This window comes from Paenibacillus koleovorans NBRC 103111 (assembly GCF_004000845.1).
Lineage (GTDB): Bacteria > Bacillota > Bacilli > Paenibacillales > NBRC-103111 > Paenibacillus_AA > Paenibacillus_AA koleovorans.
Genome location: NZ_BIMA01000142.1, coordinates 1 through 16,093, shown reverse-complemented (window position 1 = coordinate 16,093; position 16,093 = coordinate 1). Strand labels below are relative to the sequence as shown.

Below are 16,093 nucleotides of genomic sequence, written 5' to 3'. Positions count from 1 at the left end.
TTTACCGCAGTTGGTTCAATACGTTCCGTTTCTCCTTGCATCCCACATGATCCTCCTCTTTGTCGTGAAGCTTGGCTTTTCGTTCCAACATTCAAGCGCTTCCACCCGAGGCCAGAGTGAGCGTCAGAGCTGAGTCCGGCAGGCGAAGCATCATAAATTTGTACAATTTGTGGCATGTCTATTATAGCATAATCGATTTGACGCGACTATCGCTTTTCATGTCTCGAGCGCTTTGGTATAAGTAGAGTAAGGGATATCGTCACGGGCAGCCAGCCGCTGCTGGGAGGAGATGACGTTATGGAGCATATTAAAATTTACCAATCGGAGCATATCGTGCACGGGGATCTGGAGATTGTCGTGGAAGGTCCCGTACATCCTGATAAACTCCGTACATTGCACATGCATCCGGATCTCGATGCGTTCCGCCGGCCAAAGGAGCAGCATGTCGCTTTGGTTGAAATTGCCGAGCTTCCTGAAGGCCGGATTATTTTGGCGCGCCATGGGGACACGATCGTAGGCTACGTCACCTTTCACTATCCGGACGATTTCGAGCGGTGGTCGGAAGGCAATATGGAGGATTTGATCGAGCTGGGCGCCATTGAGGTGGCCGATGATTATCGCTGCCTGGGGCTCGGAAAAGCATTAATACGTCTTGCCTTTTTGGACGATCAGTTGGAAAATAGCATTGTGTTCACTACGGAGTATTATTGGCATTGGGATCTGAAAGGCAAGCTGTCCAACGTGTGGGACTACCGCCGCATGATGGAGCAGCTGATGAAGTCGGTCGACATGATCTGGTACGCCACCGACGATCCGGAAATTTGTTCGCATCCCGCGAATTGCCTGATGGTCCGCATCGGCAAGGACGTGCCGCAAGCTTCGGTCGAGCAATTCGACACGATCCGGTTCCGGCAGCGGTTTATGTTTTGACCGATGGACTGCAATTCGCGAGTAACCGTTTGGGGGAACCAACATGAGCGGGGACGCTAAATTTGTGTATCACGAGCAAGGGCTGCGCTACCGGTTTAACGACCAGCATCCCTTCAACCAGAAGCGCATCGTGCTGCTGATGGACATGATGCGGAAGGCGGGACTGCTGGACGACTCGATGCTGCTCACCCATCGCGCGGCGGAGGAGGACGAGCTGCTGCTCGCCCATGCGAAGCCTTATGTGGATGCCGTGAAGGCGCTGAGTTTGCCGTCGCCTTCGGCAGAAGTGATTCGTGAAGCGGAGCGATACGGGCTGGACACCTCCGAGGAGCAGGAGGATACGCCGTTTTTCGAGCATATGCATGAGGCGACTTGCCGGCTAGTAGGAGGTTCGATCGCCGCGGCGGAGCTCGTCATGAGCGGGCAAGCCCCCCCACGCTTTCCATCCGGGAGGCGGCCTGCACCACGCGCTGCACGCGAAAGGGTCGGGCTTCTGCGTCTACAACGACGCGTCCGTCGCCATTGAGCATATACGCCGCAAGTATGGCGCTCGGGTGCTGTATCTGGACACCGACGTCCATCACGGCGACGGTGTGCAATGGTCGTTTTATTCGAGTCCGGACGTGTTGACGCTGTCGATCCACCAGACCGGAAAATATTTGTTCCCGGGTACCGGCTATGTGAACGAGCGCGGCACGGACGACGGCTTCGGCTACTCGGTCAACGTGCCGCTGGAGCCTTATACCGAGGACGACTCGTGGCTCGAATGCTTCCGCGAGGTGCTCGACGGCGCCGTCCGGTTTTTCAAGCCGGACATCATCGTGAGCCAGCACGGCTGCGACGCGCATGCCTTCGACCCGCTCGCGCATACGCATTGCAGCATGCGCATCTACCGCGAGATGCCGCTGCACATCCATCGGCTCGCGCATGAGCACTGCGGCGGCCGCTGGGTCGCGCTCGGCGGCGGCGGGTACGACATCTGGCGCGTCGTGCCGCGGGCGTGGAGCTTGCTCTGGATGGCGATGACGGATCATCCGCACATCGAGCGGTTGGGGCACGAGCCGCTGCTGCCGCTGCCGGCGGAGTGGCTTCGAGCTTGGACGGAGGAGAGCCCGGTGCCGCTGCCGGAGACTTGGCTCGACCCGGTCGACACATGGGAGCCGATCCCCCGCCGCTCCGTGATCGAGGAGAAAAACCGCCAGACGAAGGAATTGGCGATGCTTTATTTTCCGAAGAGAGGGTAGGTCAAGTGTCGCTCATAAGGGGGGATGACACGCGTAGGCGTGAAGCTCTCCTTTGCTGCGTCGCTGGCTCCGAACATTCGGATGCGATGCGCCTCCGCATAATTTCGTCCAATTTAGCACCAACTTGCTGCTCTCCTGCCACTTTGCATACAAAAAGACCTCCGAAAGAGCTCTCCGGACGGTCCTTCCAAGTGAATACCGTTGTGTGAGAGCTGGACTGGTTGTGACCTGCTCAAATAGCAGCAGGCATCACCTTATTCGCGCGTGCCAAATAAAAAACCTGACCGAGCGAGCTTCTCCAAGCTCCTCCGGTCAGGTTTTTGCTTATCATTACATCCGCTTCAGCATCTCGTCCACGATCGTGTATGAGTGGCGCGAAGCGAGCACGGTGAATTCGGCGAAGTTGACATGCGCGGAGCCGTCGGCTTTATCCGACATCGAGCGAATGACGACGTACGGCACGCCGTTCATGGCGCACACTTGCGCTACCGCCGCGCCTTCCATCTCCGTGCAGGCGCCCTGCAGCTCCTCGTGCAGCTGGCGGACCGTCTCACGGCTCGCGATGAACTGGTCGCCCGACAGCACGCGGCCCTTCACGGCGAGCCCCTCGAAGCCGACTCGGCTCGCCTCGTAGGCGAGGTCCACGAGCGCCGGATGCGCCGGGAACACCGACTGCTCGGCGAACGGGATCGTCCCGCGAGGGAAGCCGAGCGCCGTCACGTCGACGTCATGCTGCTGGCAGTCCGTCGAGATGACGATGTCGCCGATGCTCAGCTCCGGTGCGAGCGCCCCCGCCACGCCGGTGAAGACGATCGCATCGACGTCGAACGTGTCGATGAGCAGCTGCGTGCACACCGCGGCGTTCACTTTGCCGACGCCGGACTTGCAGAGGACGACGTCCTTGCCGTTCAGCCGGCCTTCCATGAAGCGGATGCCCGCCTTCTCCGTGGCGCGCAGCCCTTCCAGCCGCTCCTCGATCAATTGAATTTCTTCCGCCATGGCTCCGATCAAGCCGATTTTAACCCATGTCATATCCACGAATCCCCCTTACGATTATACGTTGTTCCACCTGCAAAAGTCAGAAAAAAAGTGGCTCATTAAACATGAGCCACGGATTGACGGGATAACACTTCATGCGGCAGCGTCACTTGCGACATTTCTACCGTCTCTTTGTTCATCAGCTTCGTCAAGAGTCGCATCGATACCGCGCCGATGTCGTACATCGGCTGAGCGACCGTCGTCAGCTGCGGACGCACCATCGAGGCCATCCGGGCATTGTCCACACTGATGACCGACAAGTCCTCCGGTACGCGCAAGCCGCTGTCCTGAATCGCGTGGATGGCGCCGATCGCCATCTCGTCCGTCGCGGCGAAAATCGCCGACGGCTTCTCCGCCAGCCCGAGGAAGTACTTCATGACCTCCACGCCGGACTCGTAGCGGTAGTTGCCGATGCGCACGAGCTCGTCCGACACCGCAATGCCGACTTCCTCCAGCGCGCGCTTGTAGCCTTGGTAACGGGCGTAGCCGTTCGCCGGATCCTGCAGCGTGCCGCTGATCATCCCGATACGACGGTGGCCGTTCCTCAGCAGCAGCTGGACTGCATCATAAGCAGCAGACTCATGGTCGATGTCGACAGAAGGCATGGCAGCATTGTCAGACGTCGTGCCGCACAGAACGATCGGCACCGAGGAAGTCTTGAACGCCTGGATATGCTCGTCCGTCACCGTGCCGCCCATAAACAGGAGCCCGTCCACCTGCTTCTCGAGCAGCGTGTTGATGACGCGAATCTCCTTGTCCTTCTTCTTGTCGGCGTTGCACAGAATAATATTGTAATGGTACATATTGGCGATATCTTCGATGCCGCGGGCGACCTCGGAGAAAATCGAATTCGAGATGTCGGGAATGACGACGCCTACGGTCGTAGTCTTCTTGCTCGCCAGCCCCCGCGCCACAGCGTTCGGACGGTAGCCCAGACGCTCGATCGCCTCGAACACTTTCTTGCGGGTCTGCGGTTTCACGTTCGGGTTGTTGTTCACCACGCGGGATACGGTCGCCATCGAGACGCCGGCTTCGCGAGCCACATCATAAATAGTAACGGTCACGGCCATCTTCTCCAATAAAGTGATAGGCGCCAGTCAGGGCGCCGGCATATCCCAGGTCCATACTTAGATGATACGACAAACGCTATTTTAAAGCAATGAAAACCAATTCATTTGAAATCATTCCCAACGATTCGCCGTCACAAAAGCGATTTATTGGTGAAGCATCTCGCCGAGCGAGCTCTCGGTTATTTTCCAATGCGATGTATGCGAGACAGCCTTGCCATTCTTCACGACGATCAGTTGGGGAGACTCATGCTTCACATCAAGCGTCTCCGCGATCAAATTCGAAACCGGACGATCCTCGACCACGAGCACCAAAGCGTATTCTACATCTTCATTCGGCGTTTTGCTCAAGTACGTATCCCATTGCTCCAGCGCGGCCGAGCTGATCGGGCACCGGGTGCTGTGCTTCAGGACGCAAACCATTTGTTCCTTGCTCGTCTGGAGCAGCTGCAGCCACATTTTCTCCGATTCCAATGCCGTTACTTCCACCATCGTTCCAAACCGCCTTTCTTGTTGCCCTGCTTAGATTCTTACTAAGAATACTAACAAAAAAAGAAAAAAAAAGCTAACGCGCGTCAGCTTTTTTCAAAGACGGTTTCAAAGAGGCCGGTTTCAAGAAAAATCATAGGTGGTCATCACATGGCTCGTGATTTGCGACAGCCGGTGGCGGATGTCCTCCTGCCAGGCGCCGTCGTCCAGCGACCCCGCCAGAAGCAACAGATCGAGCAGCTCGTTGATGCGTTCTTCTATGATGCGTTCCACGGCATTATGTATATTTTCCTTGTTCGTGACTTTATGCATCAGATGGGCGAGCTCCGACATTTCGTTGAAGAACACCTGCCGCTTGTCCGGCTCATGCCCGAGCGTCTTGATGAACCCCGTCAGCTCCGGCTTCACCGGCGGGAACACCTCGGTCCGCTGGCAAACTTCACAGGAATAAATCGGTACGTTCTCAATTTCCACTTTGTTCTGAAAAATAACGGTGCGTAGTCGAACCACCATGTTTTCGCCGCATTTGCACTGCTTCTGCAACCCCGACACCCCTTCTCCCCGGCCCGCAATTCTGTGTAATTTCTCACTAAGTTTTAGATATTCTACTTCGCGGAGCATTCTCCTCCCGGGGGAAGGATAGTATTTTTTACTAGGACAGGAAGCGGTTTCTTAATCGTCGGGAGAAGGGCGGCAAGGAGATCAGGAGGACCGCGATCAAGGCGCCGATGCCGTCGTTGCGCAGATCCATCAGATCCGGACTGCGGCCGGGCACGAACGATTGGTGAAACTCATCCGTCACCCCGTACGCCAGACAGAGCGCGACGACGAGCGCTTTTCCCCACGGGTGGAGGGCATGCCGGCCGAGCGCCCAGACGAACGTCAGAGCAAGCAGGAAGTAGGCGACGAAATGACCGGGATCGAAGCTCGTAAGCGATGGCAGCACTTGTTGGAAAAAAGGCAGCAGCGCCCCCAAATCGTCCCCTGTCTGATGGGACAAATAGAAAATGACGGCCATGCACAAAACGGCAGGACCATAGCGAAGCAAAGCTTTCATAGCAGGCCAATCCACCCCACGATTCTCGCGTTGTATGAAGTTCTTGTTAAAGTCCAACTCCCATTATGACCGAAAGCCGGGAAAAAGCAATGACGAGAAATGTGATACAATAGAGAGGATGCGTCAGAAAAAGGATTCACAGAGGAGGCGTTCTTGCATGCGGCTGACAGGGAAAAAAGTCATTTGTCTCGTTGACGAAGAGTTCGAAGACTTGGAGCTGTGGTACCCGATTTACCGGGTGCGCGAAGAGGGAGCGACGGTCCATCTGGTTGGCGCCGAGAAAGGCAAGACGTACATGGGTAAATACGGCGTGCCGGCCGTTGCCGATCTCGCATACGAAGAAGTCGAGAGCGCGGACTACGACGGTATTCTCGTGCCAGGCGGCTGGGCGCCGGACAAGCTGCGCCGCTTCCCGAAGGTGCTCCAGCTCGTGCGGGAGATGGACGAGGCGGGCAAGCCGATCGGCCAAATTTGTCACGCCGGCTGGGTGCTTATCTCAGCCAAAATATTGCAAGGCCGCAAAGTCACTTCGACGCCGGGCATCCGCGACGATATGGAAAATGCAGGCGCGGAATGGTTCGACGAAGCCGTCATTGTAGACGGCAATATCGTCTCCGCCCGGCGTCCGCCCGATCTGCCGCCTTATGCATTGGCATTCTGCGACGCATTGGCGGCACAGGCACAGGCGCGGTAAACCTGCATCGTGCTAGGCTAGGCGCTTTACCCTTTGAGCCGAGTACCCGACTTCAGCATGCCGAGAGCTTTCTCGATGCGGGAAGCGCGGGTCTCGGCTTTTCGGGCAGATTCGATCCAATCGACGTACTCCTTCTTATGCGAGTAACTCAGCTTCTCAAACCGTTGCCCCGCTTCCTCATCCGCGTCCAGCGCCTCCTGGAGCGCCGCCGGCACCGTTACCTCTCTCGCAGCCGTATCCAGCTCCAGCTCGACTTGAACGGCATCCCCCGCGCTTACGCCGAGAGCATCGCGGATGTCGCGATTCACGACCATGTAATGGCCGCCTTCTCCTCCGCTCGGCATGAGCGTACTGCGAAACGGCACGCCTCCTACCGTTCCCTTCACCTTGATCTGTCCTTTGCTGCCATATACAGCTTCGGCATTAAAAGGAACGATCAAATACGTCCAAGTGCCCGTACCAGGCGGTCGAACGAGTATGGACTCGAACGATTGTTTATTAGCGCTCATGCTAATGGAATCCCCCTTCCCTATACGTCTTCCGGAATGCTGATTTGCACCGAAGCTTCCTGACATGCCTCCACTATCCCCTCAGGCGGGCGCCGGTCGGTCACGATCCGATTCGCATGCCCTAGCGATGCGAACGAAGCGAGCGAACGGATGCCGAACTTCGTATGGTCGAGCACGATGACAACTTCCCCGGCTTGGGCCATCGCCAGCCGCTTGACCTCCGCCTCGAACACATTGGAATTGCTGAAGCCGTGCTCCACCGTAAAGCCGGAGGCGCCGATGAACACTTTGTCGAACGCCATCTTGGCAATCAACTCTTCGGCATGCGGACCGACGAGCGAGGAAGTCGCCTCCCGCAAAATGCCGCCTACGACGATCGTCTGGATCTGTTTGCCCATCAGTTCGGCCGCTACGTTCAGCGCATTCGTCACGATCGTCGCATCGAAGCCTCGGGGCAGCGCCCGAGCGATCTGCAGCGTCGTCGTGCCGGCATCGATGAACACCGCGTCTCCGGGCTGGATCAGGCTCGCGGCGAGCCGTCCAATCGCGCTCTTCTCCTCCGTATAGACGGCCGAGCGTTCGCTGACGGTCATGTCGGCGCTGGCCGCCGGAATTGCGCCGCCTAATGTCCGGAACAAGAGGGACAGCTGCTCCAGCTTCTCGAGATCGCGCCGGATCGTCATCTCGGTCACATCGAATCGTTTGCTCAGCGCGGCAATCTTGACCTCGCCTTCCTCATGCAGCAGCGTTAAGATCGTTTCCTGCCGCTCGTTCAATCTCGGTTTCAAGTGATGGCGCTCCTCTCGCGAGACGGACGAACGGCCCGGCAGTCTAATCAGCCGCCAGGCCCTCCTCCGGAACCGCTTCTATTGTGGATCCGGCACCCGCTGGATATTCGGGTCCGTGAATATGTCAAGCTCGTCGCGGCTCGTGCTCGAGAACTCGGAGACGACCGCGCCTTCGTCGCCCGCCTGGAACCAATGCAGTGTATTCGGGACGATCGTGTATTGGTCGCCGGGCAGCAGCTCGATTTCATGAAATACAGTGTAGTATGCCTCGCTACCCGCCGGGACGATCGCCTTCGGCTGTGCCGCCGGCTCCCCCTCTACATAGAGCAGCACGCGGCCGGAACGGCAGCGGAACGTCTCCATCTTGCCCGGATCGGACCCGACGGGCGGATGTTTGTGCTCCGGGCATGTCTGGCGCGGGAACAGCACGAGATCCTTGGCGCAATACCGATCCGTATTGACATAGACGACCAATTCAAGCCCTTGGCTTTCCAGGTCGTTCAGCCCGAAGTCTGCCACCTCGATCGCCGCTTGCTCCGCCTCGGTCAGCACGATGCCCGCGTCACGCAGCATCTGCACCGTGCGTGCTTGGACCGAGCTTAATTCCATTTCGCTCATCTTGTTCCGATCCCCTTCCTTACATTAGGCATGATTGCGGTTGTTGCTTTCCCATAATCCGTTCGTTTCGTGTCGGTGCCATCTGGTTTCATCGCGAGGGACGTCCATCTGCCGCTGCTCCCAACCGGCCGCCATTCGTCGCTCGACGGCATCCCATGAAGGGATGCCGCTCGTCGCGTCGGGGCGCTCCACGTTGCAGGCGCCGACCGCGACAGCCCCGAGCGCGATGCGCTCGAGCGGCAGCCCTTGCAAGAGGCCGGCTAGGAAGCCGGCAATCGTGCAGTCGCCGGCGCCAGTCGTGCCGGTCACAACCACGGCATAGCACGGGGCGAGCAGCTCGCGATCCAGCCAGCCCGGCGCGGCCTCGCCGCGCCAGCAAGCGCCGATCGCGCGGAGCCGCGAGGCGTCCGCCGTCGTCTTGACGTACAGGCCGTACTCGCCGAGCTTGATGCCGACGATCGCGGCCCCTAGCCCCAGCAGCCGGTCCGCCAGCCGGCGAAGCATTGCGTCGTCGAGCGCCTCCAGCACCCGGCCGGCGCCGAGCTCGCGATCCAGCTCCAAGTAGCGGTCGCGCTCGAGCATGAACAGCAGCTCCTCGAAGCTAGGGAGGAACACATCCACCTGCGGCAGCAGCCGCTCGAGCAGCGACAGCCACTCCACGCGTCCGGAGGGCGAATTCGGATCCGGCCTCGCCATGTCGAGCGACGTCGTCACGCCTTGCGCCTTGACCCGTGCGAAGATGTCGACCAGCTCGCGGCCACCGTGCTCGAACATCCCCTTCATCAAGGGGGGATAGCCGAAGTGGAACAGACGCGCGGAAGCGACGTCCGCCTCACGGACATCGGCCGCCGAGAACGTATCGTTCGCGCCCGGGCAATGCAAGAACATCCGGTCCTCGCCGGGTGGGCTGACGACGATCGTGTACGATGTCATCGCTTCCGGCGAGACGATCAAACCGGCGGAGAGCCCTTCTCCCTCGCGCTCCAGCAAGTCCTGGATCGAGCGGCCGAACAGGTCGCCGCCGAGCTTGCCCATCAGCCGGACCGGCACGCCGAGGCGATGCAAGGCGAGGCCCGTGTTCGGCACGGCCCCGCCGGTCGACGTGACGGCCGGACCGATGTCTACGAGCTTGCCCGGCACGAAGAACGGGTCGCCCGACGCGCCCCCCGCCGTCTCGCGCTGCATCTGAGGAATGATGTCCAGGCAGATGTGACCGGCCACTACTACTTCCGCCGGACGCCGACGCCCGGTCTCAGACTCAGTCTCAGTCGAAATCAATGGAGTTCCTCCCAAACGAGCGGCACGGTGCTGGCTTCGCGCTGCGATTGCAGCGCGGCCGTGAACAGCCGGTGGCTCGCCGCCGCCTCTTCCGGCGTCGCGCAGCGGAACGGCTGCAGCATCCGGCCGCGATTCGCGATCTCGTCGCAGAACGCCGCCCACATCTGCAGTATGGAATCGGAAAAGCCGAATTCAAAGATAGGTCCTGTAATAGTAGAATAGGCCGACTTGTACGGCACGTCAACCGTATGCCAGGCTTGCAAGCCTCCCGGCTCGTATGGCAGCGAGGACACCTGCTTCGGGTTCTTCGTGCTGTACTCCGCCGAGAACCTCGTCCCGTTGATGCGGATAAACCAGGTGTTCGCATGGCCGGGGGCGATTCGTTTCATCGACAGCACCATCGGGAATTGCTGATCCTCCGTCTTCACGTCGCAAGCGAGAATCGCGTTGTCCCAAGTCTCGCAGAGCGCCGTGCCGCCTTTGCCGTCCGGCCGCGTCTCCATGACGTTCGACAGCAGCGCGCGAACCGACGACGGCTTCCAGCCGAAGCGGAACGGCAGGTGCACGACGTGCATGCCGAGATCGCCCATACAGCCGTACTCGCCGTTCATCGCGACCATCCGCTTCCAGTTGATCGGCTTCGTCGGGTCGAGGTCGCTGCTGTGCCAGAAGCCGGCTTCCACCTCGAGGATATGCCCGAAGCGGCCTTCTTCGACCCATTTGACGATTTGCATCGCACCCGGGAAAAACGGGAACTCGGACGAGCAGCGGACAAGCACGTCCGGGTGCTGTCGAATCGCTTCCATAATCCGGCTGTTCGCCGCCGCGTCGATGCCGAACGGCTTCTCGGCGAGCAAATGTTTGCCGGCGGCAATGATGTCGGCGTATAGCTCGGCATGCAAGTTATGCGGGACGGCGCAATAGACGGCGTCCACATCGTCGCGGGCGAGCAGCTCCTTGTAGTCGGTTGTCGTCGCTACGACGGACGGCACTTGAGCGGCGAACCACTCGGCTGCCGCCGGGTTGGCGTCGCATACCGTCGTAATGACCGGCGCGAAGTCGACGCCTGCAAGATGGCACCAGCGTGCGGCGGCGCTGGCGAATTCTTTGCCCATCAAGCCGCAGCCGATAACGCCGAAACGGATCCGCTTCATTGCAGGGTGCTGTTCATTTGTCACATTCCTGTTCAATTCGAACGTCCCCCATTCAAAATACTCAGCGCCCGATCGACCGAAGCTCCCTCATGAACGATCGCCATAAACGCCCTTGTCATCGCATTCGGGTTCGGATGCTGCACGACATTGCGGCCGTAAACGATGCCCGAAGCGCCTAGTTGGATTAATGCATGCGTTCGTGCTAAAATCACATCGTCAGGAGCGCGACCGCCGCCGCGAGGCAACACCGGCTTGCCTCCTGCCGCTTCGATCACACGGCCGTATTGTTCGACCGGATCGCATGGATCGGCTTTGATGATGTCGGCTCCGAGCTCGACGGCTTGGCGCACGAGAGGCACGATTTTGTTGATGTCGCCGTCGACCATGTAGGCGCCGCCCTTCTCGTTCGGCTGCATGACGAGCGGCTCGACCATAAGGGGCATGCCGTATTTATCGCAGTCCGGCTTCAGCCTGCACACGTTCTCGATGCATTGGTGGTACAGCTCCGGCTGGTTCGGAATGAGGAATACGTTGACGACGATACAAGCGGCATCCAGCTGGACGGCCTGCTCGACCGGATTGTGAATCAGCTGGCTGAACACGTGGCGCGGCAATGTCGGGCCATACACGTTCGCTACATCGGAGCGCAGCACGAGCGACGACTTCTGCTTGCCTGGAACGTTCTGCAGCAGCTTGGCTTGGCCGATGCTCAGCTGGATCGCGTCGGGACCGGCGGTCACGATCGTCTCGACGGCTTTCTGCATATTTTCAATTCCCGACAAGAAGCTCACTTCATTAAAGAAACCATGGTCAATCGCAACATCAAAGCATTTGCCGTCTGAGGCGAACAGACGGTTCATTCTGGCGGTAACGGACATTAGACAGATTCACCCTTTCAATATGATAGGTTTGAACATATTATGTTATTTGTGAACATTTTTATTATAGCAAGGGCTTATTCCCCTGTCTATATTTTCAACACTTTCATTTCCCCTACGAAAAGGAGCGATTTCAATGAAACGAAATCCCGATGAAAAATGGACGAAAGCCGATATTTGCGCGCATTTAGGAGATGACTACGACCGTTTTTCCGGCGCGATCGTACCTCCTATTTTTCAAAATTCGCTGTTCACCCGCAAAACGAAAGACCACGGCTATGTGTATACGCGAGTCAGCAATCCGACGACCGAAGTCGCCGAGGTGAAAATCGCCGCACTCGAGGAAGGGGAAGCGGCTCGCTGCTTCGCCTCCGGCATGGGGGCCATCTCGTCCGCCATCATGTATTGGATGAGCAAGGACAGCCACGTCGTCTGCGTTCGCAGCGCGTACGGGCCGACACGGGAATTCCTGAGCAGCTATTTGGCCTCCTTCGGGGTGGAAGTGACCTTCGTCAAAGCGCATACGACGGAAGACATTGAACAGGCGCTTCGCCCGAATACGAAACTGATTTTCCTGGAGAGCCCCTCCTCGCATATATTCGAGCTGCAGGATTTGAAAGCGATCGCCGACCTGGCCCGTTCCCGAAGCATCGGCACGCTGATCGACAACACATGGGCAACTCCGCTCTACCAGAATCCGATCTCGCTCGGCATAGACATGGTGGTACATTCGGCTTCCAAATATTTGGGCGGCCACAGCGATATTATCGGCGGCGTCCTAGTCGGAACGAACGAAGCGATGGACCGAATCATGTACAAGGAACGCGCCTTGTTCGGGGCGATTATGGATCCTCACCAGTCGTGGCTGCTGCTTCGCGGTCTCCGTACGTTGCCCGTCCGGATGAAGGCGCATCAAGAAAGCGCGATGAAGATCGCCGCCTTCCTGGAGGACCACCCGCAGATCGAGCGAGTGTACTATCCGGGATTGAAAAGCCACCCGCAATACGAGCTCGGCGCTAGGCAGATGACCGGCTACAGCGGGCTGCTCAGCTTTTTGCCCAAAGGCGACATGCAGGCGATCAGCGATATGCTTCCTCGTCTACGCTATTTCGAGATCGGTCCGAGCTGGGGCGGATTTGAAAGCTTGGCTAACGGGATAGGCATAGGCATTGAAAGCGAAGCCTCCGAAGCGACGGGCATCCCGCAAGGTCTCGTCCGCATCTCGGTCGGACTGGAGGAGCCGGAAACGCTTATGCAAGATTTGGACCAAGCGCTGCGCTCCATGAAGTAGCTGCGTGCCGCCATGAAACGGATGTTCCAACGGCTTCACCGCTTCGTCTCCGCCCTGTCGATCAGCACGAAAATTATCGTCATTATCGTCGGCCTGCTCTGCCTGCCCTTTCTGGCCTTCGGCGTCGTCTGGTTCCAGATGTCCACGGAGACGATCGAAGCCAATGCGCGTGAAGTCAACCGGGAGCTAGTACGGCAGACGAGCGCACAGCTGGACAGCTATTTTACCGATCTGGAGCGTTCTACGTTTCCAATGGTTTCCAACCCGCTGATCCAGCAATTCATGAACCTGCAAGCAGGCGATACGCTCGGGCTGCTCGATGTACGCACTAGAATCGAAAGTTCGCTGCTCCCCACTTTGTTCGCCGGCCGGGCCGATATTTACGGTTTTTCCATCGCCTCGCGCAACGGGGTGTTCTCGAATTACGGCAATTCCGCTCGCGAAAGGGCGGCGCAGCTGCTAAGCATGGACGACCAGACGGATCGGGAGCCTTATAAAGTGATCGGGTTGACCGTAGACAAGTCGAACTTGATCGTGACCGTGCTGCGGCGGTTCTGGGATTCCCAGCGGTATATCACTCCGGGCTTCCTGATGTTCGATCTCAATTTGAATCAAATTACCCGTATCGTGAACAATATTCAGCTCGGGAAAACGGGGAAAATCGCCTTGATCGATGCCTCCGGTCTGTACGTGTATCATTCGAATCAGGAGCTGATGGGCCAGCCGATTCCGTATGCCGACCGCGCGCAGCTGATGAACAAGCCGGAAGGGTATTTTGTGAAGGGCGATGGGAAGGAGGAAATATTAACTGTTTTTCACCGATCTACGCTCAACAATTGGGTGATGGTGTCCGAGGTGCCGATGCGCGAGCTGGTAGGCAATTTGATCGGCCTGCGAAACGTCTCGATCTGGGTCGGCTTGGCGTTGATCGTCTTCGTGCTGGCGGTGTTGGGCGGCTTCTCCATTTATTTGTCCCGCTCGCTGCAGCTGTTGCAGAGGCTGATGGTGAGGGCGGAGAACGGCGATCTTGCCGTCCGGGCGCCGGAGCGCAGCAATGATGAGATCGGGCGAGTCAACCGCAGCTTTAATAAAATGGTGGGCGAAATTCGCCGATTGATCGAGGTCGTGCATACGGCTCAATTGAAGGAAAAGGAGCTGCAGCTGAAGGAACGGGAAGCGGTCGTCATGGCGATGCAGTCGCAGATCAATCCGCATTTTCTGTACAATACGCTGGAGGTTATTAACTCCTACGCGCTTGTGGAAGGGGTCATCCCGATCAGCAACATGACGACGGCGCTCTCCGATTTGTTCCGCTATAGCGTCGGCAGCCCGAACGAAATTGTTTCCCTGCGAGAAGAAATTGTACATCTGCGCAGCTATTTTGAAATCCAGAAGGAGCGGTATCGCGCGCTGGAGGTCGAGCTGGGGACGAACGATCGGGACACCGGGTCCGTGCAAGCGGTCAGGCTGCTCATTCAGCCGCTAGTCGAGAACGCTTTTATCCACGGTTATGAGCGGCATAAGCTACGTCCTTCCTACATCGGCATTCGCGGGGAGGTTGGAGGCGAAGCTTATGTTTTGACGATCGCCGACAAAGGCGGCGGTATGCCGGCGGACAAGCTGGAGCGATACAATCGGCTTTTTGCTGGCGGGGACTCGCGGGATGCAGGCGCAAGCTCAGATGCAAGTAATGAGGCAGGTGCGGGTGTTTCGGATGGGAAAGGCATCGGGCTGTGGAACGTGCATCAGCGCATACGGCTATTGTTCGGAGCTCCATACGGATTATTCATATTGAAATCGGACAGCGCTGGAACAGTCATTCAAGTAACCTTGCCGTATCGGCAGGACTGGAGGTGAGCGGGCTATGACGATGACGTACAAGGTCGTTTTGGCGGATGACGAGCATATGATCAAACGCAGCCTGGCCAAGCTGATCGAGCGAAGCGGGCTTCCGTATGAAGTCGTAGGGGAAGCGGAGGACGGACGTGAGGCGTTTCAGTTGACAGAGGAACTGGCGCCCGACTTGATCATCACCGACATCCGCATGCCCGTCATGGACGGTCTGGAGCTGCTCGAGGCGGTCAAGGCGGCGCGCAAATCGGCACAGCTCGTCATCCTGTCGGGCTTCGACGATTTCGATTATGCGCGCAAGGCGTTGCAGCTCGGCGCCTTCGATTATTTGCTGAAGCCTATCAAACCGGCGATGTTCCAGGAGATGCTCGTCCGGTTGACGGAGAAGCTGCAGGAGAACGAGCAGGAGACTTCGAAGCGGAGCGACTGGCTCGCCTATACGAGCGGCAAGCTCTCCCCGCTAGCGGAGCAGCTGTGGCTGCTGAACGCGGAGGAAGTGTTGCTGCTGCTGGAATCGATCCACGGCGATTTCATCTCCGATGCGCCTTCGGCGGACGCACTGAAGGCGCGTTATGCCGATCTGCTCACGCTGCTGAATGCCGAGCTCTATAGCAAACATCAGGAGTCGCCGGGGATCGCTGCGATTGGTGAGTGGCAGCAAGGGGCGTCGGCGGTTGGTGCGGCTCCAGGGAGCGACGATGCCGTCGCGATTTACGAGTCGGTCCGTCGGCTGCTGGAAGGCTGGATGGACGAGCTGCGCGCCTCTAGGCGCTGGGGGGCTCATCATCATTTGAGCGGCGCGGTCGAGTACATGAAGGCGAATTTCGCCGATCCCGAGCTCGACCTGCAGCGGGTCGCCGACGTGGCGGAGATGTCCGCCTCGTATTTCAGCCGCGTATTCAAGCAGGAGCTCGGCGTCAGCTTCGTCGCCTACCTGACCCGGCTGCGGCTTGATCAGGCGAAGCTGCTGCTGGAGGATGGGCGGCACAAGACCTACGAGATCGCGTTGCAGGTCGGGTATGAGGACTATCCGCATTTCGCCAAGCTGTTCAAGAAGCATGCGGGCGTGTCGCCGACCGAGTATCGCAAGCGGCTGGGGATCAAGTGATAAGAACCATCAGGGAAGATCACCCTGACGGTCCTCTGGCGTAAGCGTTCAGTTGGTACGTGTGGAGGGCAGGCAGCCGGGTTCCGATCGCTGTTAAAA

Annotated in this window: 16 protein-coding genes and 1 pseudogene; 6 read left to right on the top strand and 11 right to left on the bottom strand. The window is 58.4% G+C overall.

Annotated features, from left to right (window positions below):
- The first annotated feature begins 297 nt into the window (after positions 1-297).
- Together PKO02S_RS28600 and PKO02S_RS28595 are read left to right on the top strand one after the other, a co-directional pair.
- Entirely contained in the window at positions 298-930 is a 633-nt protein-coding gene (locus tag PKO02S_RS28600; protein WP_127588427.1) for a GNAT family N-acetyltransferase, read from the top strand.
- A 43-nt stretch (positions 931-973) separates the two neighbouring features.
- A pseudogene (locus PKO02S_RS28595) lies at positions 974-2,174 on the top strand (acetoin utilization protein AcuC).
- 330 nt (positions 2,175-2,504) lie between these two features.
- On the opposite strand, the gene PKO02S_RS28590 reads toward PKO02S_RS28595, so the two are convergent.
- The 5 genes from PKO02S_RS28590 to PKO02S_RS28570 form a co-directional block, all read right to left on the bottom strand.
- Positions 2,505-3,206 carry a 5'-methylthioadenosine/adenosylhomocysteine nucleosidase gene (locus PKO02S_RS28590; protein ID WP_127588426.1) on the bottom strand — a complete coding sequence of 234 codons (702 nt, stop codon included), beginning with the start codon at positions 3,204-3,206 and terminating at the stop codon, positions 2,505-2,507.
- A 65-nt stretch (positions 3,207-3,271) separates the two neighbouring features.
- Complete coding sequence (ccpA, locus tag PKO02S_RS28585) at positions 3,272-4,276, bottom strand: catabolite control protein A (protein WP_127588425.1); 1,005 nt, start codon at positions 4,274-4,276, stop codon at positions 3,272-3,274.
- 150 nt (positions 4,277-4,426) lie between these two features.
- The gene (gene ytxJ / locus PKO02S_RS28580; RefSeq protein WP_127588424.1) at positions 4,427-4,771 is read right to left on the bottom strand and encodes a bacillithiol system redox-active protein YtxJ; all 345 of its coding nucleotides are present in this window, start codon (positions 4,769-4,771) and stop codon (positions 4,427-4,429) included.
- A 120-nt stretch (positions 4,772-4,891) separates the two neighbouring features.
- Complete coding sequence (locus PKO02S_RS28575) at positions 4,892-5,320, bottom strand: hypothetical protein (protein ID WP_307720047.1); 429 nt, start codon at positions 5,318-5,320, stop codon at positions 4,892-4,894.
- 100 nt (positions 5,321-5,420) lie between these two features.
- Positions 5,421-5,825 carry a VanZ family protein gene (locus PKO02S_RS28570; RefSeq protein WP_127588423.1) on the bottom strand — a complete coding sequence of 135 codons (405 nt, stop codon included), beginning with the start codon at positions 5,823-5,825 and terminating at the stop codon, positions 5,421-5,423.
- Positions 5,826-5,982: 157 nt separating this feature from the next.
- On the opposite strand from PKO02S_RS28570, the gene PKO02S_RS28565 reads away from it, so the two are divergent.
- Entirely contained in the window at positions 5,983-6,519 is a 537-nt protein-coding gene (locus tag PKO02S_RS28565) for a type 1 glutamine amidotransferase domain-containing protein (RefSeq protein ID WP_127588422.1), read from the top strand.
- Positions 6,520-6,545: 26 nt separating this feature from the next.
- Here the strand turns inward: PKO02S_RS28565 and PKO02S_RS28560 are convergent, their stop codons facing one another.
- The 6 genes from PKO02S_RS28560 to PKO02S_RS28535 all read right to left on the bottom strand — a co-directional run bounded on the left by PKO02S_RS28560 (position 6,546) and on the right by PKO02S_RS28535 (position 11,744).
- The gene (locus tag PKO02S_RS28560) at positions 6,546-7,028 is read right to left on the bottom strand and encodes a YdeI/OmpD-associated family protein (RefSeq protein ID WP_164821746.1); all 483 of its coding nucleotides are present in this window, start codon (positions 7,026-7,028) and stop codon (positions 6,546-6,548) included.
- A gap of 20 nt (positions 7,029-7,048) precedes the next feature.
- On the bottom strand, positions 7,049-7,816 hold the full coding sequence (locus PKO02S_RS28555) for a DeoR/GlpR family DNA-binding transcription regulator (protein ID WP_127588420.1): 768 nt from the start codon (positions 7,814-7,816) through the stop codon (positions 7,049-7,051).
- A 78-nt stretch (positions 7,817-7,894) separates the two neighbouring features.
- Positions 7,895-8,434, bottom strand: coding sequence for a D-lyxose/D-mannose family sugar isomerase (locus tag PKO02S_RS28550; RefSeq protein WP_127588419.1), 540 nt, complete (start codon positions 8,432-8,434; stop codon positions 7,895-7,897).
- A gap of 24 nt (positions 8,435-8,458) precedes the next feature.
- Positions 8,459-9,712, bottom strand: coding sequence for a carbohydrate kinase family protein (locus tag PKO02S_RS28545; RefSeq protein WP_246067547.1), 1,254 nt, complete (start codon positions 9,710-9,712; stop codon positions 8,459-8,461).
- Positions 9,709-10,902, bottom strand: a complete 1,194-nt coding sequence (locus PKO02S_RS28540) for a Gfo/Idh/MocA family protein (RefSeq protein WP_246067545.1) — start codon at positions 10,900-10,902, stop codon at positions 9,709-9,711. The genes PKO02S_RS28545 and PKO02S_RS28540 overlap by 4 nt, the downstream gene beginning before the upstream one ends.
- Positions 10,899-11,744, bottom strand: coding sequence for a class I fructose-bisphosphate aldolase (locus PKO02S_RS28535; protein WP_127588418.1), 846 nt, complete (start codon positions 11,742-11,744; stop codon positions 10,899-10,901). The genes PKO02S_RS28540 and PKO02S_RS28535 overlap by 4 nt, the downstream gene beginning before the upstream one ends.
- A 136-nt stretch (positions 11,745-11,880) precedes the next feature.
- Between PKO02S_RS28535 and PKO02S_RS28530 the strand changes: the two genes are divergently transcribed.
- From PKO02S_RS28530 to PKO02S_RS28520, 3 genes are read left to right on the top strand one after another with little or no spacing between them, the layout of a single operon-like run.
- Positions 11,881-13,035: a trans-sulfuration enzyme family protein gene (locus tag PKO02S_RS28530; RefSeq protein ID WP_127588417.1), complete on the top strand. Its 1,155-nt coding sequence runs from the start codon at positions 11,881-11,883 to the stop codon at positions 13,033-13,035.
- A gap of 12 nt (positions 13,036-13,047) precedes the next feature.
- Complete coding sequence (locus PKO02S_RS28525) at positions 13,048-14,892, top strand: cache domain-containing sensor histidine kinase (protein ID WP_127588416.1); 1,845 nt, start codon at positions 13,048-13,050, stop codon at positions 14,890-14,892.
- A 7-nt stretch (positions 14,893-14,899) separates the two neighbouring features.
- The gene (locus tag PKO02S_RS28520) at positions 14,900-15,994 is read left to right on the top strand and encodes a response regulator transcription factor (RefSeq protein ID WP_127588415.1); all 1,095 of its coding nucleotides are present in this window, start codon (positions 14,900-14,902) and stop codon (positions 15,992-15,994) included.
- Positions 15,995-16,093: the final 99 nt, after the last annotated feature.

Excerpts from the sequence above, each read along its gene's own strand:
- PKO02S_RS28600 (WP_127588427.1), top strand. The coding sequence starts at position 298 with ATGGAGCATATTAAAATTTACCAATCGGAGCATATCGTGCACGGGGAT.
- PKO02S_RS28590 (WP_127588426.1), bottom strand. The coding sequence starts at position 3,206 with ATGACATGGGTTAAAATCGGCTTGATCGGAGCCATGGCGGAAGAAATT.
- ytxJ (WP_127588424.1), bottom strand. The coding sequence starts at position 4,771 with ATGGTGGAAGTAACGGCATTGGAATCGGAGAAAATGTGGCTGCAGCTG.
- PKO02S_RS28570 (WP_127588423.1), bottom strand. The coding sequence starts at position 5,825 with ATGAAAGCTTTGCTTCGCTATGGTCCTGCCGTTTTGTGCATGGCCGTC.
- PKO02S_RS28565 (WP_127588422.1), top strand. The coding sequence starts at position 5,983 with ATGCGGCTGACAGGGAAAAAAGTCATTTGTCTCGTTGACGAAGAGTTC.
- PKO02S_RS28560 (WP_164821746.1), bottom strand. The coding sequence starts at position 7,028 with ATGAGCGCTAATAAACAATCGTTCGAGTCCATACTCGTTCGACCGCCT.
- PKO02S_RS28550 (WP_127588419.1), bottom strand. The coding sequence starts at position 8,434 with ATGAGCGAAATGGAATTAAGCTCGGTCCAAGCACGCACGGTGCAGATG.
- PKO02S_RS28535 (WP_127588418.1), bottom strand. The coding sequence starts at position 11,744 with ATGTCCGTTACCGCCAGAATGAACCGTCTGTTCGCCTCAGACGGCAAA.
- PKO02S_RS28530 (WP_127588417.1), top strand. The coding sequence starts at position 11,881 with ATGAAACGAAATCCCGATGAAAAATGGACGAAAGCCGATATTTGCGCG.
- PKO02S_RS28525 (WP_127588416.1), top strand. The coding sequence starts at position 13,048 with ATGAAACGGATGTTCCAACGGCTTCACCGCTTCGTCTCCGCCCTGTCG.
- PKO02S_RS28520 (WP_127588415.1), top strand. The coding sequence starts at position 14,900 with ATGACGATGACGTACAAGGTCGTTTTGGCGGATGACGAGCATATGATC.